The following is a 21,743-nucleotide window of genomic DNA, read 5'->3' as shown; positions in this document are numbered from 1 at the left end:
AACGCATCATGGAAATTAAAACTCTTATTATGATTTTTACGATTAATTTTTGTTACATCACACTGAACACTGTCCGATTTATGCTTACAATGAAAGGGTATCGAATCATTGCCCCACTAGTCAGTATGATTGAAATTATCGTTTACATCGTGGGTCTGTCACTTGTATTAGATAAAATGGATAATCCCATTAATATCTTTGTTTATGCTTTAGGTTACGCTGTCGGTATTAGCGTTGGAATTAAGATTGAAGACTATTTGGCTCTCGGATATATCATGATAACAGTTATTTTACCAAGAAGTGACACTAATCAAAACTTAGTAAGTACTATTCGCGATGCGGGTTATGGTGTTACTCAATCAATTGGTGATGGTCGTGATGGTGAACGTCTCATCTTAGAAATTTTGTCCTCTAGAAAAACTGAACGTGCCCTTTATAAAATGATTAAAGAATTGGATGAAAAAGCTTTTATCATCTCTTATGAACCAAAATACATCTCAGGTGGCTTTTGGACCAAGCGAGTAAAAAAAGATTTCCGTTAAAAATAAAACACTCCTAACTGCCTATTCTTTCAGGCAGTTAGGAGTGTTTTTAAGTCTAGATACCTGATTACTTAATGTGCAATCATCTCTTGTGCCACTTCAGCTTCTGTCAAATCTGCTGGGAAATATGTTGGCCAATTATCCATTTCTTCTAAAAGTTTCTTCTGACTCTCACCACCAAAATAAATATGGAAATGATCTGTTTTTACTGGTGCAATGTTATGATCACTAAACTGAACATATTTATAAGGACCAGCAGATGAATTATCTGTTTCAAATAAGAATCGAACACCACGATTCCCTTTTTTGTAAGTTAAAATTTCTTTTCCGACATAATGATAGGTATAAGTATGCTTTTTACCATCAACTTCAAACGTCATTTTATTCTTTTGAATCGTAATTTTATCAACATCTGTCTTATAGCCATTGTCGTAATAAGCTTTATACTCTTTAGCAGTCATATCACCAGATTTTTTGGCTTTTACTTCAAAAACATCATCTAAAGCACCTGATTGTAACATAGGATAAACAGATTGCCAGTCGCCTGCATAATCTGATAGTGGTCGATCTTTGACTGCTTCATCGTCAAAATAACCATTATAGACCGTTTTTTCAATGGTTGCTTTTTGACCGGATTTTTCCTGTTTCGATGCTGTTGCTGTTGTTTTCTTCAACGCATGTAAGTTATCCGTCATCACTGATACGTAATTTGCACCATTTTTCATTTGTTCTTCAGATAATCCTTCTAGCGTATTTAAACTTTCTAATGTAACATTTGTTTCATTAGCTAATGTTTTAGCAATCTTATCTGTTGCATTTTCTTCAAAATAAATAAACTTAATGTGTTGCTCATCAATATATTTCTTTAATGTCGCTAATTTAGCTGGTGTCGGCTCATCATGTGGGGTTAAACCAGCAATTGGTACTTGTGTTAACCCATATTCTAATGCTAAATAACCAAATGCCGCATGTTGAGTGACAAACGTTTTATTCTTAGCTTGACCAAGTTCCGCTTGATAAGATTTATCTAATGTTGTCAGTTCTTCGATATATGCCGCTGCATTTTTTTCAAAGTTTGACTTTTTCGATGGGTATAGCTCTGATAATTGTTTAGTAATACTTTGAACTTCTTTAATTGCTAGACTTGGCGCTAACCAAGTGTGGGGGTCGAGTGCATGACTGTGTCCGTGACTATCATCTGCTTGCTCATCATCGTGTTCATTGTGACTATCTTCATCATGATGACTTGATTCGTGCGTCTCATGGGCACTATCATGTTCATGCTCATGGTCTGTACCAGGTAACAATAACATATCTTTAGTTCCTTGAATCACATTGGGCTCACCCTTTTTCCAAGATGATTTAGCTTTCTTTACCCAAGATTCCATTTCAGGATGATGATACACAAAAATATCTGCTTGTTCAATTTTCGCCATATCTTTTGCCGTCGGCTCATAATCGTGTGCTTCAGTCCCTGTAGGAATCAACAACTCAACTTTGCCTTCTTCACCAATAATATGTGAGACAAAATCATAAATTGGATAAAAAGTTGTCATAACTTGTAATGGCTGATTATCAGTTGATGACTTAGCTGCTTTAGTATTTTTTACTTGAGTACCACAAGCTACTAAAGTCATCAATCCCAACACTAATACTCCTAAACTCACTATTTTTTTCACATTATCACTCTTTCATTAATTAATTTATTTTGCTCGTTTAAATGCTTTGATGATTTTTAATGCTCGCTTGCGTGTTTTAATATTGGGACTTTTTAGTCGCCGATAAGCACTTGATAGATCCGTTTTTTCCATGTCCCTACCTCCTTTTCGATAGTTAAGTATTACCAACTTGCTTTTTTAACGCCTGGTAATTCACCAGCTAAGGCTAACTCACGAAACGTAATTCGTGAGATACCAAATTTTCTTAAATATCCTCTTGGTCTTCCGTCTGTACAATCTCGATTTTTTAATCGTGTTGGACGTGAATCAACGGGTAATTTAGCTAATCCTTGATAGTCTCCAGCTTTTTTCAAAGACTCCCGTCGTTCACTATAATGAGCAATACACGCTTGCTGTTTTTGCGCTTTTGCTAGTTTCGCTTTTCGTGCCATATAACATCCTCCTCAGACTTTACAAATCGTAACATTTACGATTTACAAAATTTAGAATACCATATTATAGTCGGAAGTCAATAAAAAAAACATGAAATTTTGTTCATGTTTTAATCTTCGCTTATTTATACTAAAAAACTGACGTGATTAAAGTAAATCACGCCAGTCATTGTTGCTATTAGCTAAGGTTGACCACTAATCATCTTGCCTGTTTTAGCCATACCATCATTAAATTTTGTTTTAATAAAAATTAACATAACAACTACTGCTAAACCTAGTGCCTGAATAGTCAACATCAACGTTAAATCATACAAAATAAAACCACTCAAAACGGCTACCACAGTTGGAATAAACAACGCATTGACTACAATATTTAGTGACTCTTTAAAGGTTCGAATGGTTGAAAATTGATTTTTACGTGTTAACCAGATAAAGAAGCTTGAACCTAAAATTAAAATCAATGTACTAACAACCAAGAGTAAACCGATTAAACTAACAGTTGCTAGGATTCGGTAACTAGTCGTTTGTTGATTCCAAATAGTATTTAATTGTTCTATTAATTGCTTCGTATCCGTTAACTCACTAAGTATTATGTCATCCGGATAAACTAACGTAAAACTTAACCCATTATCATCTTTCAAAATCAATTGCTTTTGATTAAATAATAAGCCAGTCCCTAGTTTCTCCTGTTCCTGATCAGATAATTCCACACCAACTTGAGGTGCTGTGACCCCTACTTGATTAGTGACTAACTGATTATCTTTAATTTCTAATTGCTGAATGGCTTTTAAATTACCTGGATTATCTTCTAAATCCTTAATTAATGTCGGTGTGACATCAGCCAAATTCATAAACGGCAAGCTTTTAGCATTTAAAGCGACTGGATTCATCATGACAAGCATTAAAAAAATCATCACAAAAATCAGTTGCCACCAAGATAAACTTCGACGGCCAATAAACATCCGCTTAATTGTAAAACAATTGGCGATGTATGATACAGGAAAATGATTTGACTTCATGATACACGTCTCCTAACCTTTTGTTCCTCCAGATAAAAGACCAGACACAAAGTTCTTTTGAAGGAAGAAAAACAGTATTGAAATTGGTAAAGCAATTAAAATCGCACCAGCAGAGAATAAGGCGATTTTTTGGTCACGAGCATTACTGATGAAGGTCTGTAATCCAACCGCAACAGTGATACTTTCTGGGGTCCGTAATAAGAATTTAGCTAACATAAAATCACCGAATGGTCCCATAAATGCCCACAACGCCTGAACAGCAATCATTGGTTTGACTAATGGTAACACAATTTGCCAAAAAATTCTAAAATGACCGGCACCGTCAAGTTTAGCTGATTCGTCTAAATCGATTGGTACTGTATCAAAATACCCTTTCATCAGCCAAGTGTTCATCGGAATACCGCCACCAATATAAATCATGGTTAGAAACCATGGTTGATCTAAAGCATTTAACAGTAACGCCATAACATAAAAGGCTGTTAAAGCGGCCATAGTTGGAACCATTTGAATAATTAAGAAGAATTTCAAACTTTTTTTCCGTCCAACAAACCGATACCGACTATAAGTATAACCAGCTAATGTAATAATTAATACTTGGAAGAACATTGTACTAATCGCAATAATTAAGGTGTTTTTATACCATGTACCATAAAGAGTTTCTGAAAATAATCGTTTAAAATTATCTAGCGTCCAATTACCGCTAAAATCCAAGCTAAAGGCACCAACATTTCCTGCTTTAAAAGCTGTACTAATAGTAATTAGAAGCGGGTAAATAATAATAATCGATAAGATGATTAAGAATAAGTAGGTAAAAAAGTGACTTAAAAATCGATCACGTTTAACAGAATGTGCTTTCTTCATTTTACATACCCTCCATATCAAATGCTTTAGTTTTCTTAAAGACTAGTAAGGAAATACTAATCACGACAAATGAGATAATTAGTGTCACCGCCGCTGCAACCGAATACTGTGGGGCATTACCAGTGGTCAACTTATAAATCCACGAAATCAAAATATCCGTTGATCCGGCACCGCCTCCTACACTACCAGGCCCACCATTATTAAATAGATAAATCATTGAAAAGTTATTAAAGTTACCTGTATACTGTGTCACGAAAATTGGTGCAGCAACATATAAAATCATTGGTAGCGTAATCGTGTTGAAACGTTGCATCGCATTAGCACCATCAATTTTCGCTGCTTCGTATAATTCTTCTGGAATTGATTGAAGAATTCCAGTTGTCATTACATAAATATATGGGAAACCTAACCAACCTTGGATCATAATAATCGCTGTTTTTGTCCAAAATGGATCTGTTTTCCAAGCAACGGGCGCAATATCAATAAATGGTAAATGATTAAATAATGGCAAAACTTGTGTGTTAATTGCCCCAATACTATCATTAAAAATATTTGAAAAACTCATAATCGTAATAAACGCTGGTACTGCCCAAGGTAATAAGAAAACAACCCCAAACAAACGTTTACCTTTAATGAATTTTTGATTAACAATAACTGCTGTCATGACACCTAAAACGATTTGTAACGTTGAAGCACACAAAGTCCAGATTAATGTCCAACTAAATACAGCCCCAAACGTGGCACGATAAGAACTTAAGAAGAAAATACTAAAGAAGTTTTTTAGTCCAACCCAGTCTACTAAACCAGCAGGTGGAATGTGCTTAAAATCATAGTTAGTAAATGCCATAAACAAAGTAACTAAAACTGGGAAAATAATTGATACCGTCATGACTAGATAAGCTGGTAAAGTCAATAAGTACGGAAACCCACCATCAAGTAAATTACCAATAATTTCTTTTGTCGTCGTATTAACATGTTCACCAGTATTCCAACGTTTTGCTACAGCTTTAGCATCTTTGATGTTAAAGACATAGAAAATGAAGAAAATAATGGTAATGATAATTTGAAGTGTCCCTTCAATTAACATAAATAATGAATGATCGACCATTGGAACTTGTCCCAGTGTAATAAAGCCTTCAATCGCACCAATTCCAAAAGTAAATAATTCAAACAAGAATAACACAAACATTACAAAGAAAATAATACCTTTAAACATTTGCTTATTGTAAAACTGCCCTAATCCTGGAATTAGGGATAATAGGGTTGCTTTTTTGACATCTCTTTTATCGTCTAATGTTTTCATGATGTTCTCCTATCTTTAGAAAGAAGACAGCAGAGTTGTAACTCCCTCTGCTGTCTAACTTACTATTATTCGCCGTATTTTTGAGCAATATTTTCATTAATCACTTTAACAGCAGCGTCTGCAGCTTCTTTGGCAGTTTGTTTACCAGAAGCAGCATCAAACATTAAGTTTTCACCACCAGCCCATACTTCAGCCATTTCAGGAATATTAGGCATTGGACTTGCGCTTTCATACTGTTCTACAACGGCACGAGCAATTTCATCGTCACCTTTTTTCGCTTCTTCACGTGCTACATTATTAGCTGGTACTTCATTTGTCATCGCGTAGAATTCTTTTTGGTTAGCATCGTTTGTTAAGTAATCAACAAATTTTTGACCCATCTCTTTGTTTTTAGCGTAGTTGCTCACAACCCAAGCTTTTCCTCCACCGAATGGTTCATAATTTTTACCATTTGGTAAAGTAGCAATTTTAGCAGCACCGAAGTTTACCTTCGCATCTTTGTATCCAGCAGCTGCCCATGGTCCATTGATAATAACTGCTGTTTTACCATCGATAAATTGTGTATCGATAAAATCACCAGTACTCTTAATATCTAACATCCCTTGAGGCCAAACATCTTTGTACCATTTTGTTGCGTACTCGATTCCTTCAATTGCTCCAGGAGTTGCTAATCCAACATCTTTTGGATCAGTACCATCTTTACCAAATACATAACCACCGTATCCAGCTAAAAGACCATATGTACTATAAAAATCAGTCCATTTAGCTAAGAAACCAACGTTTTTCCCTTTTTCACCTTCAAAAGCAAATTTATCGTCTTTAGCTAATTCTTCTATTTCTTTGAAAGTTGTTGGTGCTTTATCAATTAAATCTTTATTATAATACATAATCAATGTTTCAATAACCGCAGGGGCACCATAATACTTGCCATCAACTGTTACCTGTTGTTTGTCGCGGTCATCATAACGACTATCCTCAGATAGTTTTAACTCAGCAATATGTCCTTGTTGCCCTAAAGGTCCTAAACGGTCATAAGCAGACATCATCACGTCAGGTGCTTTTCCAGCAGGTCCATCTAAAGAGAGAGCTTCCAATTGTTCAAACATATCTTTCTCGACTAGTTCAATTTTGATACCATTCTCTTTTTCAAAGTCACCTTTGACTTTTTCGATATACTTGGTATAGCCTTTATCAACAGATACTAAGAGCGTGTCACTTTTCTTAGAATCAGCTTTTTTGTCCTCTTTATTACTACCACATGCAACTAATGTTAAGGCTACTCCAGCTGTTAAAAGACCTAGCCCCAAACGCTTCATTCCTTTTTTCATGTTAATTAAACCTCCTGTTTGTTATTGAATACACTCTAAGAGTAGTCTGTTACGCGAGTCATTGCAAGCGTTTTTACTTTGTTACCGTTAACATGTTTTATTTTCTGAATAAAATAAAGCCATTTTTACTGACAACCGCTTTCTTACCTGTCATAGAAACATTTTGACTCATTAACACTTCGCCCTCTACATCAATGTTTTGGTCTTTTTCACCATTATTAAACGCACCAACTAATGATACATTATCTAACACACGTCTAAACAAAATAAAACGATTATCGTTATTTAATTTATCAAAAACCAGTGAACCATAGGAAAGAATCTTTTGCTCAGATTGGCGAATACGAATTAAGTGTTTTGTAAAGTCATAAAAATTCTCATCTTGATCTTCTTTATTCCAAACCATACACTTACGACAATCTGGATCGCCACCACCAGTCATCCCATATTCAGTCCCATAATAAATACATGGTGACCCTTGTTGCATAAAGGTGAAGGCTAACGTCGCTTTGGCTAAGTCATGGTCTTCACCACATGTTGTTAACAAACGTGGCGTATCATGCGAGTCTAAACAATTAAACATCACTTGATTGGTCTGGTCTCTGTAAAGCATTAATTGTTCATATAACCCACTAGCTAATTTTGTCGCTGAAATATCACGTTTGATAAAGAAATTCATAATAGTTTCTGTATACGCATAATTCATCACAGCATGAAATTCATCACCATTTAGCCAGCTTTGTGAAGAATGCCAAATCTCACCAAGAATATAAAAATCGTCCTTCAAGGCAGTTGTTGCATCATAGAACTTTTTCCAGAAGCGGTGATCAACTTCATTAGCAACATCTAATCGCCAAGCATCAATATCAAATTCACGAATCCAGTATGTAGCAATATCAAGTAAATACGCTTGAACATCAGGGTTGTCAGTATTTAATTTAGGCATTCTTGGTGTAAAAGCAAACGTGTCATAAGCAATCGTTTTGGCCCCTTCAAAGTTACCATTCATCCCAAATTCGACTGGAAAATCGTGGATATGGAACCAATCTTTGTAGATAGACTTCTCACCATGTTCGACAACATCTAACCACTCTTTTGCGTAGTAACCCATATGATTAAAAACAGCATCTAGCATGACACGTATACCACGCTCATGCGCTTGTTGGACTAAAGTTTTAAATAATTCTTTGTCACCAAAATCAGGATCAATATCATAGTAATCAATCGTATCATATTTATGATTAGATGATGCTTTAAAAATTGGACAGAAATAAATCCCTGTCACACCTAAATCAACAAGGTGATCTAAATGATCCACCACTCCTTTTAAATCTCCACCAAAGAAATCCGTTGTACTTGGTGCTTTACTACCCCACGGTAGCGTTCCTTCTGGGTCATTACTCGAATCCCCATTCGCAAAACGCTCTGGAAAAATTTGATACCAAACTGTTTCTTTCACCCATTCAGGTGTTTTCACACGATCTGCCTCATGGAAATAAGGTAATCTAAAATAATTCTCAGCTTTGGCGCGAACTAAATCAGTCATACTAAAAATACCGCGGTCACCATAGAAGACAACTTCTTGATCATGACCGATGACTTCAAAGGCATATTGAATCCGACGAAATTCCGCACTTGTTTCGATAAACCAATAGTCATAATCTTCCGTTTGTGCAATGACATGCATTGGTTGTGACGTTTGGTACCATTTATCCTCTGATACAAGATAGGGGTCGCCACTAATTAAATGTACCTCAGCAACATCATTTCGTTTTGTTCGTAACCGGATATGTAACACATCTTTTTCATATAAATACGCAAATTCACTTTCTGGGCGGTGATATAAAGCGGCTCTTTCCATCTCTCATTCTCCTCTATATTAGGTATTTCATTAATTATTTTGATAATACTAGATAATCATATGGTTGCATGATGTCATCTTTGTGATGATTAAATGTACCAAAAACTACTTGATAAGTATTGTCTAATTCTCTTAACCATAACGGCACATCAGTCGGCTCAGTTGCTACATGACACACCACAATCGCCTCCTCATCTAACAAGATACGTTTGTAAGCAATTAACGTATCCTCGGTATCAATAAACTCTGTCTCGCCTAATTGGAATATGTCGTCTTTTTTTAAGCGTAATAACTCTTGATAAAAAGCTAAGACGCTATTTTCATTTTCAGATTCTGCTGCAACGTTATAGTCTTTTTCAACATTTACGCCAGACCAACATGGGACTGTCGAAAATCCAGCATAGGTTGTGTCATCCCATTGCATCCCACCTCGACTAGCTTCTTTATTAATACTGGCAATCATGCGAAGGGAATCTTCATTAGTGAAACCATTTGTAACTAATTGTTGATAATACTGTTTAGCCATAGGATCTTGGAAAGCTTCTATCGTATCGATTTTTACATTTTTCATTCCAATTTCTTCCCCATATAAAATTACTGGAATGCCTCGTAACAAATACATCGCAACCGCTAGAGATTGACAACTGGCTGTCCGATAATTTTTTTCATCGCCAAATCGTGAAACTAGACGTGGCATATCATGATTATTCCAATATAATGTTGGTTGCACACCTTGAATTAATTGACTTTGCCAGTCAGACATACGCTCTTTAAAATCAGGAACATGAAGCGTTTTGTCACCTAATCCACTTGGAATTAATGAATTACCACTTATTTCACGATCTTTGATATGGTCAAAAGAAATCACCGTACTACAAAGATTTTCTCCTATATAGTCCAAAGCTAAATCCGGGGTTGCAGATGCGGCTTCACCAACAATAAAGATATCGGGCTTTACCTCACGTAACTCTTGAATAAACGCTTCCAAATAAACTTTTACCTCGGGTAAATTCGCATAATACTCTTCAGCAATCGCTATCTCGCCAATAGGTACTCCCGTAACATTTAAGGCAAAATCTGCCTTAATCATATGAATGAACGCATCCAAACGAAAGCCGTCGATTCCTTTCGATAACCAAAATTTTGCCATATCGACCATTGCTTTTTGAACTTCAGGATTTTTCCAATTTAAATCCGGCATTTCTTTAGCAAATAAATGAAAATAAAATTGATTGCTTGTTGCATCTTTCTCCCAAACAGACCCACCAAAAAATGACGCCCAATTGTTCGGCAACGTGCCATCACTTGGTGCATCGGTCCATAGATAATAATCACGGTACATGTTATCTGGTCCTTTTAAAGCTTCTTGAAACCATGGATGTTGATTCGAAGTGTGATTTAAAACCAAATCAAAAATAATTTTTAAATCAAGTGCATGCGCTTCAGCAATTAACTGCTCAACATCAGCTAACGACCCAAATAACTCATCAATCGCATAATAATTTGACACATCGTAACCGTTATCAATTTGTGGTGAAATAAAAATGGGATTTAACCATAGTGTATTCACACCTAAAGATTTAATATATGGTAATGAGTCAATAATTCCTTGAATGTCACCAATTCCATCGGCATTTGTATCTTTAAAGCTTTTAGGATATATTTGATAAATAATTGCATTTTTCCACCAATATGTTGTCATAAGCTATCAGCCCTCCTTTTTTACTCACTCTAAGTGTAGAAAAGATTATACGTTTTCACAACTACTAATTGATTGTTAGCGATAACATAATTTAATCTACCAGTTATTTTTAAAAAATAAGCCAGTAAGCTTGACCTTAACGTGACGTCATACCATAGACTTTAATCAAGAAAGGAGATTACCATATGACCTATACAATTAGCGAATTAGCCAACTTATCTGGTGTAACGACTCGAACTTTGCGCTACTATGATCAAATTGGGTTACTCAAACCAACGCTCAAAAGTCCTAGCGGATACCGGCTTTATACGCAAAAAGAAGTCGATTGTCTCGAACAAATCTTATTTTTCAAGACGTTTGGTTTTTCTTTACAGACCATTCAATTGCTCTTACAACAAACACCCGAACAGCGTTTAGCTGAATTAATTAAACAAAAAACGCGACTAATCAATGAAAAAAACACGCTAAACCAACTGATAACCTCACTTGACCAATCCATTAAAACGTATCAAGGAGATATGACTATGACCAATACCGAAAAATTTCGTCATTTTATGACACAAAAAATCACTGAAAATCAAGACCAGTATGGGCACGAATTAACTCAAACATATAGCGAAGAGACACTTAAACAAAGTCAAGAAAAATGGATGCATCTGTCGCCAGCAGATTATCACGCGATGCTTGACTATGAAGCTAGTTTGTTCGCTACCTTAAATCTACTTTTAAAGACAAAGTCACCCGACTTAACTTCCCATGAAGCACAAAAAGCTTTTCAAGCACATAAAAATTGGCTACAGCTCACTGCACCGTTTTACCACCGAGAGTATCATCTAGCACTAGCAGAGATGTATCTGGCTGACGACCGCTTTGCTACATATTATAATACGCGGACAGAAAAACCGAGTGCTCAGTTACTACATGATATTATTACTTACTATGCATAATTAGACGAGTACATAGTAAAAGACACGTTAAAGAGTATCCTTTCAGATACATCTCTAACGTGTCTTTTACTGTTTGATTTTAGCTAACCAAAATAACGTAATGAAAAGTCTTACGGTCAACTTGGGTTAACTAGCAACTGGGATCTTACTTATCTAAATAAACTGCTTGTGCTCCCATCGTTTGATAAATATCAGAAAAAAAATCCCGATCAATGACTTTTTTTCACCATACGCGTCATTTAAATAAACAGATGTCTGATCGTACCCAGTTAAGACAGCTGCATGGTGCTTCAAATGAACATCCAGTACACCTTCAGCGGTTTTCCACTTTACGACATCCTCTTTTTCAGGCAAACGATAATCGATACTTGTTACTACCCAAACTGGATGGCCTGTCGCTACTTTATCTAGTAAGACTTGCAGTGACTGACCAGTAGCATCAACGACTTGATAATTATCACCAACAACTTGTTGGGCCAAATTGGCGATTGGACCATGATTGACACCAGTCCCTGGTTTTTCTCCCGTCGCATCTCCAACAAAGCCTTTATTAGGATTCCCCATTAATCCACGGCTATCTTGATAAGGCTCTTTGGCAATTTGTTGCTGTAACTTATTTTTATTGCCATCAAAACCATAGTAAGCTAGCAACATCCCAAGAGCTGTCACTTCACAGCCATATTTCAAAGCAGGTTCTGTGAGTTGATTATAAAGTGGGACATCAAGGTGATAAGAAGCGAGTTCTTCGTGCGAATGCTCAATATGTGACTGATAGCCAATCAATAAATCATGTGTGCCTAGTACTCGCTCATTGTCACTAGCCGCTTGCTTTTTAGGTGCAACCTTTGCTTTGGTGACGATTGACTGAGCCACTGGTGGCAACGTACAACCTGTCATACCAACTAATAGTACGCCTAGACACACAATCATTCCACTAAATTTAATCTGTTGCTTCATCTAATCAATCCATTCTACTCTCTATAACTGCGCCCATGTTTCACGTAATTCCTCAATCATGCCTCTAACCAGTTGAATCAATTCCAAATTTTTTTCTATATTGGCCGTCACTAAACGAGAAAACATAAAATCATATAACTCGATTAATTGATTTGGCACCTCACCCTCAACAGCTGGATTAACTGATAATTTCAACTCTAAAATAATATCTTCAGCTTTAATCAGATGGGTATTGACCTGTTCAAATTCTTTTTTATCCAGAGCTAGTTCTGCCAATTTTAATTGCTTAATCGCTCCTTCATACAACAAGTCAATCATTTTTTTGGTGACGCAGTCAAAATTTGATTTTGGCGATAAGTATCGCTACCTTTTTGATAACTCATATTGCTTATCCTCTCTACTTTTAATAATCTCGATCGACAAAATACGAATCCGTATATTGGGAAATGTAACTATCAACGATTTTGTTACGGTTTACCGGTGTAACCTGGTTTAGCTGACTCATCACCGTTTTACGCTCAGCCTGAATCACTTGTTGAATAGCTTCAGTTTTAAGAATCACTTGCTGCATATTTTCAGCATCATTCGCTGTCAACTGTTTATCACTATCACGAATAGTCGCCACTAACACACCATTTTTTGTAATAATGTCTTCCCCGTCTGTGACTGTCCCATCCCAAACGCTTAAATTCTCTAACATTTCCTCAATTAACGAATTCGTCATTGTGTTCACCTTTTCTCTAATTCTTTATTGTGGCATAAATGACTGCAACTGACTTTGCAGATAACTCATTTGTTCTTCTGCTTGCATCATAATTTGATCCAAACGAGTAAAAGTCCGTACATAGTAATCACGTTTTTTATCAATTTGCTCAGTAAATTTATCAATTCGGCTATCAATATCTTTTAATGTTAAATCAAATGTGCTTGTCTTAGTAGTATACACACTTTTTTTATCTTTATCATCTGTTATAAAAGAATTTGTTAATTCTTTTAATCCTTTCATATACCCAGATTCAGTAGTAATGGTCGTCCCATCAACTGGATCTTTTGAGGTTATTGTTGTCGAGAAGAAATTTTGAACCGCTTGTGGGTCTTTCTCTAACGCTTTCTTAAATGCCTCTTCATCAAATTTCAATGTTGAGGTGCGGTCGACACTCGAAATACCAATATCTTTTGGTTTATTAATGGTGGTATTACCTGAGTTTGGCACAGCAGCCGTCATCATTGTTCGTAAAGCTGACTGTAAACGAATTAATGAACTATCTCCAGATAGTGCGCCCGTTTTATTTCCTTTTTTACTTGGGTCTCCTACAGAAAGTTTTTCATCAATAAATGTCATCACATTATTATACTGCTCGACTAAGTCTTTCGCTGCCGATACTGATTTATCATGGTCTTGAACTAGGCCTAATGACACTTCGTCACTCGTTTTAGCTTTGAGCTCAAACGTGACATGCTCGACCACATCGGATATCTTATTTGACGAACGCTCAACTTTCATCCCATCAATCGTAAACTCAGCATTTTTACCTAATTCAAAATGACTCTCAGTTCCCGATAAATTTAATGTTTTAGCCAAATCATTATCTGCAACACTAAAATCAGCTTTTCCAGTTTCGACATTTGATAGAACTAAACGCGAATCAACAATTGTTGCTTTGACACCGGTTTCCTTACTTTGGTTATTAATTTTAATCGTTAACTCTTTCAGTCCATCCGTTGTTTCTAAGGAAATCGCTGTTTCTTTGCCATCTTTCCCTTTAATAACTAGGTCACCAGAAACATTTAACGCATCATAAATTGTTTTATTCTCCAAAGCTGGAATTTTTCCAGACGTTAATTTAGAAGCCGTTGCTAATTCTTGAACCGTTACTCGGTAGTTATCATTAGCAGCTTTGTCTGTCGCTGTGACACTCACTTTTTTATCATCAGAACTCGTAATCTTTTTTGAATTAAATGTGTCATTTTTTTGTAATGCTTCAATTTTGCTTAAAAATGTATTTAACCGTAATTTTACATCTTTCCAGGCATTTTGTTGCTCATTAATCTTTGACTTTTGATTGTTTAGCTTGAGTAACGGTAATGATGACGCTTCAATCATTTGATCAATTTCTTTTGACGTAATGCCTGAATAACTGCCTAGCGTTGAACTGATACCTGTTGCACTTGATACATTTGCCATTTAAGTCACCCTTCCTTATCAACTATAATACCAGATAATTTCCAAATTTCAGCTACAACATCTAAAAATTCACTTGGAGGAATTTCTTTGACAATTTCGTCCGTTTGAATATCACGTAACTCAACAATCGTTCGTCCCGTTTCTTCGTGGATTTGGTAATGAAATTTCGTCTGATGTCCAACTAAAAATCGGTTAGCGTACGCAATTTCCTCTTGGATTTTTTCTTTACTATAGCTTGAAATTGTTCCTGCTTGATAAATATTACCATGCGGATCAACTAATTCGTCAACCCGTTCTTGTAATTTGCTTGGTAGTGTTGGCCTATTGTCTGGTAAGTCATTCATAATTTTTCCATCAGTGACTGGTTTCAGACGATTTATTTGATGAACAATCGGTTGTATATCCATAATTAGCACCTATTTTAAGTACCTTCCTAATTGATATTCCCCTTAAAAGTAAAAGCCGACAAATGACTTCGCCGACTTTTATCCCCTATTTTCAAGTGACTTTGCTTATTGTAATAATGAAAGAACACTTTGTGGCATTGCATTAGCTTGAGCTAACATTGATGTTGCTGCTTGTGACAAGATATTACTCTTAGTGAAACTCATCATTTCTTCTGCCATATCAACGTCACGGATACGTGAATTAGCTTCTGTTAAGTTTTCTTGACTAGTTGCCAGGTTATTGATTGTGTGTTGTAAACGATTTTGTACTGCACCTAAATCAGAACGTGTGCTTGATACAGTTGCTTTAGCTGCATCAATCGTTGTGATTGCTTTATCTGCTGCATCTTGGCTAGTTAAGTCTAATTTATCAATACCTAAAGATGCGGCATCCATTTTACCCATGCTCACGCCAATCTTTTGACCTTCATTTGCACCAATGTGGAAAGATAATTCTTTAGTTTTATCGCCTGGTGTTTCTTCAACTGTTGCTTTTTGATTTGTTATTGCAGCTCCGGTTGCAGTTAAATCTTTGCCAGCTGCTGTTAAACTGACTTCTGCAATTTCTTTAGCATCAGCATTAGCTTTACCACCAGTCACATCAGCCTTGTTATAGATAGAAAATTTCTCAGCAGATTCCTCAACTATCGCAAATTTATTAGTATCAACAGTAATTGATGCTTTACCATCTTTAGTCGCTACATCAGCCCCATCATATTCTTTTCGAGCATAAGTTACTTCTAAGTCTTTAGCAGCCGCTTTATCTTTAATTACTACATCTGCATATTTACTAAAATCGGCAGCAAATTTAACTTCTGTCTTAGCTGCTGAATCAAAATCACCATTTAACAATGTTTTTTGGTTAAATTGCGTATCTTTTGAAATACGTGTTACTTCTTCTTTTAATGCCGTAAATTCTTTATTTAACTCGGCACGGTCGTCATTACCTAATGTACCGTTAGCTGATTGCGTTGCTAAGTCACGCATACGATTTAAGATATCGTGTGTTTCATTTAATGCGCCTTCTGCTGTTTGGATTAAAGAAATACCATCTTGTGCGTTACGTGTTGCTTGTTTTAATCCACCAATTTGGCCTTTCATTTTTTCCGAGATTGCTAAACCAGCGGCATCATCTCCTGCTTTGTTGATACGTAGACCTGATGATAATTTTGCTAATGAACTTGTTTTTGATGCGTTAGCTGCACCTAAACGTGAATAAGTATTTAATGCGGCACTATTTGTATTAATTCTCATGACTATTTTCCTCCAATTATTTTCTTTGAGGTTATCCTCTACTATTATTATCGGGTGAAACTAGTAGACGTTAATAGTATCAAAAAAAAAAAACTAATCATTTGATTAGTTTTTTTAAAAAGTCTATTGTCCTATTGTAATAATGAAAGAACACTTTGTGGCATTGCGTTAGCTTGAGCTAACATTGATGTAGCAGCTTGTGACAAGATATTGCTCTTAGTGAAACTCATCATTTCTTCTGCCATATCAACGTCACGGATACGTGAATTAGCTTCTGTTAAGTTTTCTTGTGTTGTTGCTAAATTGTTGATTGTGTGTTGTAAACGGTTTTGTACCGCACCTAAATCAGAACGTGTGCTTGATACAGTTGCTTTAGCTGCATCAATCGTTGTAATTGCTTTATCAGCGTCATCTTGTTTTGATAAATCTAATTTATCAATACCTAAAGATTCAGCATCCATTTTACCAATACTTACAGCAATTTGTTGACCTTCATTAGCGCCAATATGGAATTTAAGGGCTTTTTCTGGTTTAGCTGCCGCTTCTTCTGTCACAGCGAATGTATCAGCAGCAGTTGCAGCAGTTGTTAATTTTTTCCCTTCATCTGTTAATGAATATGTTCCAATCACTTTACCAGCTTTATCTTTTATTTCACCATCTTTTGCTTCAAAATCAGTTGATGCTGTAAGTGTTGCTTCTGCATCTTTAGCACCACCTGCTGTTAATGTTAATCCTTTTGCAGCTGCTTTATCAGTAATATTAACAGTTGCGATTTTATCAAAATTACCAGCTGCTTCAGTTTTGTATTTAGCTGCTGAATCAAAATCACCATTTAATAATGTTTTTTGGTTAAATTGTGTGTCTTTTGAGATACGTGTTACTTCTTCTTTTAATGCTGAGAACTCTTTGTTTAACTCTTTACGGTCATCGTCGCCTAATGTGCCGTTAGCTGATTGAGAAGCTAAGTCACGCATACGATTTAAGATATCGTGTGTTTCATTTAATGCGCCTTCTGCTGTTTGGATTAAAGAAATACCATCTTGTGCGTTACGTGTTGCTTGTTTTAATCCACCAATTTGGCCTTTCATTTTTTCCGAGATTGCTAAACCAGCTGCGTCATCTCCTGCTTTGTTGATACGTAGACCTGATGATAATTTTGCTAATGAACTTGTTTTTGATGCGTTAGCTGCACCTAAACGTGAATAAGTATTTAATGCGGCACTATTTGTATTAATTCTCATGGTTGTATTCCTCCATTTATTTTCTTTGAGGTTATCCTCTACTATTATTATCGGGTGATCGAAAGAGTAGTTAAGCCCTAAATTAAATTTTTTCTAGTTGTTCTCTAAAATTAGCTCATGTTACAATGAAACAAATGACGTCGATTGGGGAAGATTACGTGAAACAACTTAAAAAAGCTGCCAACTATGTGTGGCGAACTAAAAAAATCCGATTTTTATTACTTGGCTTACTCGCTATATTGCTGATTATCCAACTGAAACAGTGGTTGACACCCAAGCCAATCGCTGAACCAATTGGAGGTCAAAAAATCACTTTGACCACCCAAACAACTGACACCTCGCAACCAGTAACCAAAAACGCCACAACCACACAAAAAACAACTGAGTCAACTGACACAATGACTCTTGTAAAATCAGCTGACTCTTTGGTAAAACAAGCCTATAAAAAGACTCAATGGCAACCTCTACCAACGAAACAAACTGAACCACATCAAATTAATTTTAACAGTGGATCAATTGACCGTGAGGAAATGCGGCAAGCAATGACTCACGCACTGGAGCTTCCTTCTAATCAATTAGAAGAATGGTGGCTTGATATGACGAGCCCTACTCAAATCATAGGTTACTTAGAAAACAAACAAACAAAGGATGTTTACCGAGTGACGATTGATTGGCAAAAAAATCAAGGCTACAAACCAGCGCTAGTCGAAGAACTTTATGAATTACCAACATCCTTTAAATAAACTAAAAAAGTCCAAAACAAGATACTAACTTGTTTTGGACTTTTTTAGCTAAACGTAATCTAAGATACTCGCTTGCATAATTTTAGTTCCCATTGATAGTGAAGCTTGGTAAGCAACCATCTCATTTGAAAACTCCATATATTTTTGCGCAATGTCTACTTCTTGTTTATCAGACAAGACTGACTGTAACGATAAATTCTCATTTTCATTCCGGTCTTTAGCAGCGGTTAAGCGATTAGATAATGTCCCAATACGCGTTCTAACCGTCACAAAATTTTCAGTATGTTGATCAACTTTTGTCAATAAGTTACCAGATAAGCTATCTTTGTCATCGGTATTTAATGCTGTTAACACGTCATTCACAAATGACCCAAAGTTATCAGGACTAGTTGTTGTCCCTTTTTCATTGACTAGTAGACGACCATCAGAAATTAACTCGATATCAACACCCTTAGCAATTTCTCGACTTAAATTAGCATTGGGCTTACTTGTTGTCCCATGATACTTAACCTCAGTGATATCACCTTGTGCATTTTTAATCACCTCAAAAGGTGGCGTTTTGGTATTTTGACCGCCAAAAATATAACGACCATCAAAATTAGTGTTTAATGCGTCAACAAGGCCCTCAACTTCTGCGATAATTTCACTCTTATTTGCAGCTAATTCGGCTGCCCCTTGTGTCCCTGTCGCACTTGATTGAATTAATGTGCGAATTCGGTGCAATGAATCTGTCGCATTGCTTAATGCTTTATCTTGTGTATTCGTCCATGAAATAGCATCACCGATGGTTTCATTATAAAATTTATTTTGAGTGATTGAATCTCCAATATTAATAATTTTAGCAAACACTAAGGGATTATCAGAAGATTTACTATATTGATTGAGTGTACTTAGTTGGTTTTGGTATTTTTGTAGATTGGCTTGATTCGTCGATAAGTTACGGTTAAATTCCGTATAAGCCATTGAACTCGATACGCGCATCAGATTACACTCCTGTCCTGTTAATTAATGTATCCAACATTTCAGAAATTACTGAAATGACTTTAGAATTTGCTTGAAATGCCCGTTGGAACCGAATAACGTCTGAGACTTCTTCATTGATATTCACACCAGAAATGGACGCATTTTTTTGTTCCAATTGATGTAAGATATATGCTTGAGACTCCATACGATTGTCTGCTTGTTGTTTGGCAATTCCGTTCTTCGTCACAATATCAACGTATGCCCCTAAAAAAGTTAATCCACCATCTGTCTTTTTAAAACTCATGGTACTCGCATCGTAATTCGCTTCTAATTCTGCTTGGCTAACTGGAAAATCAAATGTCGCGTCTTTTAGCTTAGAAATTGCTAAGGCTCGTGATCCATCCCCAATATCCGTACCATTTAAGTCTTTACCAGTACTGATTTTGCTTGGATCAGCTTTTATATCACTTGTGACATTAATATTTTGGGCGTAATTACCATCTTGACCCAACGTAAAGAAATCACTTCCTTTACCACCATCCGAATGAATTAAATTAACAGCTGTCGCAAAGCTAAAGGCAAAGTTATTCAATTCTGACATCCGTACGTCAATATCCGCTAACGCATCTTGCATTCCTTTAGCTGCTCCCATACCAATGGTTAACGGTTTAAAGTCCGTTGATTGCGTTGAACTCTCAGAAATAACTAATTGTCCAACTGGATAATCATCTGTAACTTCTGCTTTAGTTGCAAGTGAATTCCCACCAACAGATACTAACGATTGACCGTTAGCAGACTTGCCTGTCACCACACTAATGACTTTAACCGACTCTTTCGTTAAAATATCTTGACCTGCCATTTTTAAATAGACACGTCCATATTTATCAAACGACGCGTCAACTTTACCAAAGCTTGAAATATCTTTTAAAAGCGCATCTCGCTTGTCTAACAAATCGTTTGGCATACTGCCATCACTCGATATTTTATAAATTTGATTGTTTAATTCATCTAACTCTTGTAACTTACTATTTACATCTAGAACACTTTTTTCTAAAGTGGCTAACGTATTGCGGCTTAAATCTGTTATTTGTTGTGCTGTATGATGAATGGTATCTGTTAAATTATTGGCATTTTCCAATACAATAGATTTTGAATTATCAAATTCTGGATTATTCCCTAATTTTGTCCAAGAATCAAAATAAGTCGCTAAATTATCAGTTAATCCTTTTGAACCAGGTGTCGTATTAAAAATAGATTCTAACTGACCTAGCACCTCAGATTTTTGACTATAATAGTTAAAATTCGCCGTTTCATTTCGAATATTACCAATGACAAAATCATCGACAATCCGTGTGATGCCTGCTATTTTTACACCGGTACCAATTTGTCCCACACCAGTTAGAGTATAAGGCAAATCAGCCTGCATATTTACCCGTTGCCGAGAATAATTAGCATTGTTGGAATTTGAAATATTATGACTGGCAGTTTCTAAAGCTTTTTGTTGAGCGTTTAACCCTTTATTTGCTGTACCTAGTGTTCCAAATAATCCTGACATATTTTGTCACCTCATTTCACTTATCTATTAAAATAATTCCTCAATTAATCGAACATCAGTCTGAACGGCCATCTCACCATTTGGTGCATAGGTACTACTTGCTTTCTTAGCACCTTTAACCACAGCTGATAAAAAGACATTATTGTAACTAATCGCTTGCTTTGTTAGCATCAAATTGATGTCTTGTAGCTCTTTAATTTGGCGAATTAATTCTCTTGCTTGCTCTGATTCGACATGAGTAAATGTCTGAATGATTTCAGCCAATTCTTCTTTTTGGGCCACACAGTCAATCACTTTCTCACTGGTATTATTCAGTAAATACTTTTTTTCTTTTTTAAGAATCGTCACTAATTTTTTTAAATAATAAATCTTTTCTTTTTCACTCATAGGTTACTACCTTTGCTCTTTCATAGATTCCACAATCGAGTGCGCAATTTTATCAGGAGACACGGAATACGTGCCACTTTTAATCGCTGATTTAATTTGAGCAATACGTTCTGCTTTTGAAAAAGCGTCATTCGTTTCAATCTGACGAATTTTTTTTGATGTTGACGAAATATCAACAGTCACAGAATGCTCTTTGGCCGATTGACTCACTTGGTGTTGAACTTTTTTATATTGGTCAAGATGTTTCTTAGTATCAATATACGATTGGTTTTGATTGGTTATTTTCATCTGCTTATCTCCTTTATTAGTATGATGGATTAATCTCATGTTCATTCGATT

At 35.9% G+C, this 21,743-nt stretch carries 23 protein-coding genes; 3 read left to right on the top strand and 20 right to left on the bottom strand.

Annotation, left to right across the window (positions count from 1 at the left end; genetic code table 11):
- The first annotated feature begins 8 nt into the window (after window positions 1-8).
- On the top strand, window positions 9-542 hold the full coding sequence (locus BW732_RS10560; RefSeq protein ID WP_077276698.1) for a DUF2179 domain-containing protein: 534 nt from the start codon (window positions 9-11) through the stop codon (window positions 540-542).
- A 71-nt stretch (window positions 543-613) separates the two neighbouring features.
- Here the strand turns inward: BW732_RS10560 and BW732_RS10555 are convergent, their stop codons facing one another.
- The 9 genes from BW732_RS10555 to BW732_RS10520 form a co-directional block, all read right to left on the bottom strand.
- Window positions 614-2,179, bottom strand: coding sequence for a metal ABC transporter solute-binding protein, Zn/Mn family (locus tag BW732_RS10555; RefSeq protein WP_126844061.1), 1,566 nt, complete (start codon window positions 2,177-2,179; stop codon window positions 614-616).
- Window positions 2,180-2,245: 66 nt separating this feature from the next.
- On the bottom strand, window positions 2,246-2,353 hold the full coding sequence (locus BW732_RS11380; protein WP_126844034.1) for a putative metal homeostasis protein: 108 nt from the start codon (window positions 2,351-2,353) through the stop codon (window positions 2,246-2,248).
- Window positions 2,354-2,382: 29 nt separating this feature from the next.
- A complete protein-coding gene (gene rpsN, locus BW732_RS10550) occupies window positions 2,383-2,652 on the bottom strand; it encodes a 30S ribosomal protein S14 (RefSeq protein WP_077276696.1) in 270 nt (89 codons plus the stop codon).
- Between the two features lie 182 nt (window positions 2,653-2,834).
- Window positions 2,835-3,671, bottom strand: a complete 837-nt coding sequence (locus tag BW732_RS10545) for a DUF1189 domain-containing protein (RefSeq protein ID WP_077276695.1) — start codon at window positions 3,669-3,671, stop codon at window positions 2,835-2,837.
- Between the two features lie 12 nt (window positions 3,672-3,683).
- Window positions 3,684-4,532: a sugar ABC transporter permease gene (locus BW732_RS10540; RefSeq protein WP_077276694.1), complete on the bottom strand. Its 849-nt coding sequence runs from the start codon at window positions 4,530-4,532 to the stop codon at window positions 3,684-3,686.
- Between the two features lies 1 nt (window position 4,533).
- Window positions 4,534-5,835 (bottom strand): carbohydrate ABC transporter permease, encoded by a 1,302-nt coding sequence (locus BW732_RS10535; RefSeq protein WP_077276693.1) that lies wholly within the window; start codon window positions 5,833-5,835, stop codon window positions 4,534-4,536.
- A gap of 65 nt (window positions 5,836-5,900) precedes the next feature.
- On the bottom strand, window positions 5,901-7,163 hold the full coding sequence (locus tag BW732_RS10530) for an extracellular solute-binding protein (RefSeq protein WP_077276692.1): 1,263 nt from the start codon (window positions 7,161-7,163) through the stop codon (window positions 5,901-5,903).
- 97 nt (window positions 7,164-7,260) lie between these two features.
- Window positions 7,261-9,024, bottom strand: a complete 1,764-nt coding sequence (locus BW732_RS10525) for a glycoside hydrolase family 13 protein (RefSeq protein WP_077276691.1) — start codon at window positions 9,022-9,024, stop codon at window positions 7,261-7,263.
- Window positions 9,025-9,058: 34 nt separating this feature from the next.
- Window positions 9,059-10,726 carry an alpha-glucosidase gene (locus BW732_RS10520; RefSeq protein WP_077276690.1) on the bottom strand — a complete coding sequence of 556 codons (1,668 nt, stop codon included), beginning with the start codon at window positions 10,724-10,726 and terminating at the stop codon, window positions 9,059-9,061.
- Between the two features lie 185 nt (window positions 10,727-10,911).
- Between BW732_RS10520 and BW732_RS10515 the strand changes: the two genes are divergently transcribed.
- On the top strand, window positions 10,912-11,673 hold the full coding sequence (locus BW732_RS10515) for a MerR family transcriptional regulator (protein WP_077276689.1): 762 nt from the start codon (window positions 10,912-10,914) through the stop codon (window positions 11,671-11,673).
- A gap of 153 nt (window positions 11,674-11,826) precedes the next feature.
- Here BW732_RS10515 and BW732_RS10510 read toward each other — a convergent pair whose 3' ends face one another.
- The 7 genes from BW732_RS10510 to BW732_RS10480 form a co-directional block, all read right to left on the bottom strand.
- Window positions 11,827-12,630 (bottom strand): C39 family peptidase, encoded by an 804-nt coding sequence (locus tag BW732_RS10510; RefSeq protein ID WP_077276688.1) that lies wholly within the window; start codon window positions 12,628-12,630, stop codon window positions 11,827-11,829.
- Between the two features lie 21 nt (window positions 12,631-12,651).
- Entirely contained in the window at window positions 12,652-12,948 is a 297-nt protein-coding gene (gene fliS, locus BW732_RS10505; protein WP_077276687.1) for a flagellar export chaperone FliS, read from the bottom strand.
- Between the two features lie 85 nt (window positions 12,949-13,033).
- The gene (locus BW732_RS10500; protein ID WP_077276686.1) at window positions 13,034-13,354 is read right to left on the bottom strand and encodes a hypothetical protein; all 321 of its coding nucleotides are present in this window, start codon (window positions 13,352-13,354) and stop codon (window positions 13,034-13,036) included.
- A gap of 24 nt (window positions 13,355-13,378) precedes the next feature.
- Window positions 13,379-14,815, bottom strand: coding sequence for a flagellar filament capping protein FliD (gene fliD, locus BW732_RS10495; RefSeq protein ID WP_077276685.1), 1,437 nt, complete (start codon window positions 14,813-14,815; stop codon window positions 13,379-13,381).
- 5 nt (window positions 14,816-14,820) lie between these two features.
- Window positions 14,821-15,222, bottom strand: coding sequence for a flagellar protein FlaG (locus BW732_RS10490; RefSeq protein ID WP_077276684.1), 402 nt, complete (start codon window positions 15,220-15,222; stop codon window positions 14,821-14,823).
- Window positions 15,223-15,327: 105 nt separating this feature from the next.
- Entirely contained in the window at window positions 15,328-16,515 is a 1,188-nt protein-coding gene (locus tag BW732_RS10485; RefSeq protein WP_077276683.1) for a flagellin N-terminal helical domain-containing protein, read from the bottom strand.
- A 131-nt stretch (window positions 16,516-16,646) separates the two neighbouring features.
- Window positions 16,647-17,756, bottom strand: coding sequence for a flagellin N-terminal helical domain-containing protein (locus BW732_RS10480; RefSeq protein WP_077276682.1), 1,110 nt, complete (start codon window positions 17,754-17,756; stop codon window positions 16,647-16,649).
- 158 nt (window positions 17,757-17,914) lie between these two features.
- On the opposite strand from BW732_RS10480, the gene BW732_RS10475 reads away from it, so the two are divergent.
- Window positions 17,915-18,499 carry a YrrS family protein gene (locus tag BW732_RS10475; RefSeq protein ID WP_161485563.1) on the top strand — a complete coding sequence of 195 codons (585 nt, stop codon included), beginning with the start codon at window positions 17,915-17,917 and terminating at the stop codon, window positions 18,497-18,499.
- A gap of 48 nt (window positions 18,500-18,547) precedes the next feature.
- Here the strand turns inward: BW732_RS10475 and flgL are convergent, their stop codons facing one another.
- Genes flgL through flgM form a run of 4 tightly spaced genes read right to left on the bottom strand, consistent with a single transcriptional unit; the run spans window position 18,548 to window position 21,692 of the window.
- The gene (flgL, locus tag BW732_RS10470) at window positions 18,548-19,480 is read right to left on the bottom strand and encodes a flagellar hook-associated protein FlgL (protein WP_077276680.1); all 933 of its coding nucleotides are present in this window, start codon (window positions 19,478-19,480) and stop codon (window positions 18,548-18,550) included.
- A 4-nt stretch (window positions 19,481-19,484) separates the two neighbouring features.
- Entirely contained in the window at window positions 19,485-21,017 is a 1,533-nt protein-coding gene (gene flgK / locus BW732_RS10465; protein ID WP_077276679.1) for a flagellar hook-associated protein FlgK, read from the bottom strand.
- Window positions 21,018-21,044: 27 nt separating this feature from the next.
- Entirely contained in the window at window positions 21,045-21,404 is a 360-nt protein-coding gene (locus BW732_RS10460) for a flagellar export chaperone FlgN (RefSeq protein WP_077276678.1), read from the bottom strand.
- Window positions 21,405-21,410: 6 nt separating this feature from the next.
- Window positions 21,411-21,692: a flagellar biosynthesis anti-sigma factor FlgM gene (gene flgM, locus BW732_RS10455; RefSeq protein WP_161485562.1), complete on the bottom strand. Its 282-nt coding sequence runs from the start codon at window positions 21,690-21,692 to the stop codon at window positions 21,411-21,413.
- Window positions 21,693-21,743 lie beyond the last annotated feature (51 nt).

The sequence above is a fragment of the Vagococcus penaei genome (assembly GCF_001998885.1).
In the GTDB taxonomy this organism is placed as follows: Bacteria; Bacillota; Bacilli; order Lactobacillales; family Vagococcaceae; genus Vagococcus; species Vagococcus penaei.
The sequence above is the reverse complement of the archived record's forward strand: the minus strand, read 5'-3'. Positions and strand labels throughout refer to the sequence as shown.

What these genes read in the sequence shown, in the direction of transcription:
- fliD (WP_077276685.1), bottom strand. Translation starts at nt 14,815, where the DNA reads ATGGCAAATGTATCAAGTGCAACAGGTATCAGTTCAACGCTAGGCAGT.
- BW732_RS10515 (WP_077276689.1), top strand. Translation starts at nt 10,912, where the DNA reads ATGACCTATACAATTAGCGAATTAGCCAACTTATCTGGTGTAACGACT.
- BW732_RS10560 (WP_077276698.1), top strand. Translation starts at nt 9, where the DNA reads ATGGAAATTAAAACTCTTATTATGATTTTTACGATTAATTTTTGTTAC.
- flgM (WP_161485562.1), bottom strand. Translation starts at nt 21,692, where the DNA reads ATGAAAATAACCAATCAAAACCAATCGTATATTGATACTAAGAAACAT.
- BW732_RS10520 (WP_077276690.1), bottom strand. Translation starts at nt 10,726, where the DNA reads ATGACAACATATTGGTGGAAAAATGCAATTATTTATCAAATATATCCT.
- BW732_RS10545 (WP_077276695.1), bottom strand. Translation starts at nt 3,671, where the DNA reads ATGAAGTCAAATCATTTTCCTGTATCATACATCGCCAATTGTTTTACA.
- BW732_RS10485 (WP_077276683.1), bottom strand. Translation starts at nt 16,515, where the DNA reads ATGAGAATTAATACAAATAGTGCCGCATTAAATACTTATTCACGTTTA.
- BW732_RS11380 (WP_126844034.1), bottom strand. Translation starts at nt 2,353, where the DNA reads ATGGAAAAAACGGATCTATCAAGTGCTTATCGGCGACTAAAAAGTCCC.
- BW732_RS10500 (WP_077276686.1), bottom strand. Translation starts at nt 13,354, where the DNA reads ATGACGAATTCGTTAATTGAGGAAATGTTAGAGAATTTAAGCGTTTGG.
- BW732_RS10490 (WP_077276684.1), bottom strand. Translation starts at nt 15,222, where the DNA reads ATGGATATACAACCGATTGTTCATCAAATAAATCGTCTGAAACCAGTC.
- BW732_RS10510 (WP_077276688.1), bottom strand. Translation starts at nt 12,630, where the DNA reads ATGAAGCAACAGATTAAATTTAGTGGAATGATTGTGTGTCTAGGCGTA.
- flgL (WP_077276680.1), bottom strand. Translation starts at nt 19,480, where the DNA reads ATGCGCGTATCGAGTTCAATGGCTTATACGGAATTTAACCGTAACTTA.
- fliS (WP_077276687.1), bottom strand. Translation starts at nt 12,948, where the DNA reads ATGATTGACTTGTTGTATGAAGGAGCGATTAAGCAATTAAAATTGGCA.
- BW732_RS10555 (WP_126844061.1), bottom strand. Translation starts at nt 2,179, where the DNA reads ATGACTTTAGTAGCTTGTGGTACTCAAGTAAAAAATACTAAAGCAGCT.
- rpsN (WP_077276696.1), bottom strand. Translation starts at nt 2,652, where the DNA reads ATGGCACGAAAAGCGAAACTAGCAAAAGCGCAAAAACAGCAAGCGTGT.
- BW732_RS10540 (WP_077276694.1), bottom strand. Translation starts at nt 4,532, where the DNA reads ATGAAGAAAGCACATTCTGTTAAACGTGATCGATTTTTAAGTCACTTT.
- BW732_RS10535 (WP_077276693.1), bottom strand. Translation starts at nt 5,835, where the DNA reads ATGAAAACATTAGACGATAAAAGAGATGTCAAAAAAGCAACCCTATTA.
- BW732_RS10530 (WP_077276692.1), bottom strand. Translation starts at nt 7,163, where the DNA reads ATGAAAAAAGGAATGAAGCGTTTGGGGCTAGGTCTTTTAACAGCTGGA.
- BW732_RS10460 (WP_077276678.1), bottom strand. Translation starts at nt 21,404, where the DNA reads ATGAGTGAAAAAGAAAAGATTTATTATTTAAAAAAATTAGTGACGATT.
- BW732_RS10480 (WP_077276682.1), bottom strand. Translation starts at nt 17,756, where the DNA reads ATGAGAATTAATACAAATAGTGCCGCATTAAATACTTATTCACGTTTA.
- BW732_RS10525 (WP_077276691.1), bottom strand. Translation starts at nt 9,024, where the DNA reads ATGGAAAGAGCCGCTTTATATCACCGCCCAGAAAGTGAATTTGCGTAT.
- flgK (WP_077276679.1), bottom strand. Translation starts at nt 21,017, where the DNA reads ATGTCAGGATTATTTGGAACACTAGGTACAGCAAATAAAGGGTTAAAC.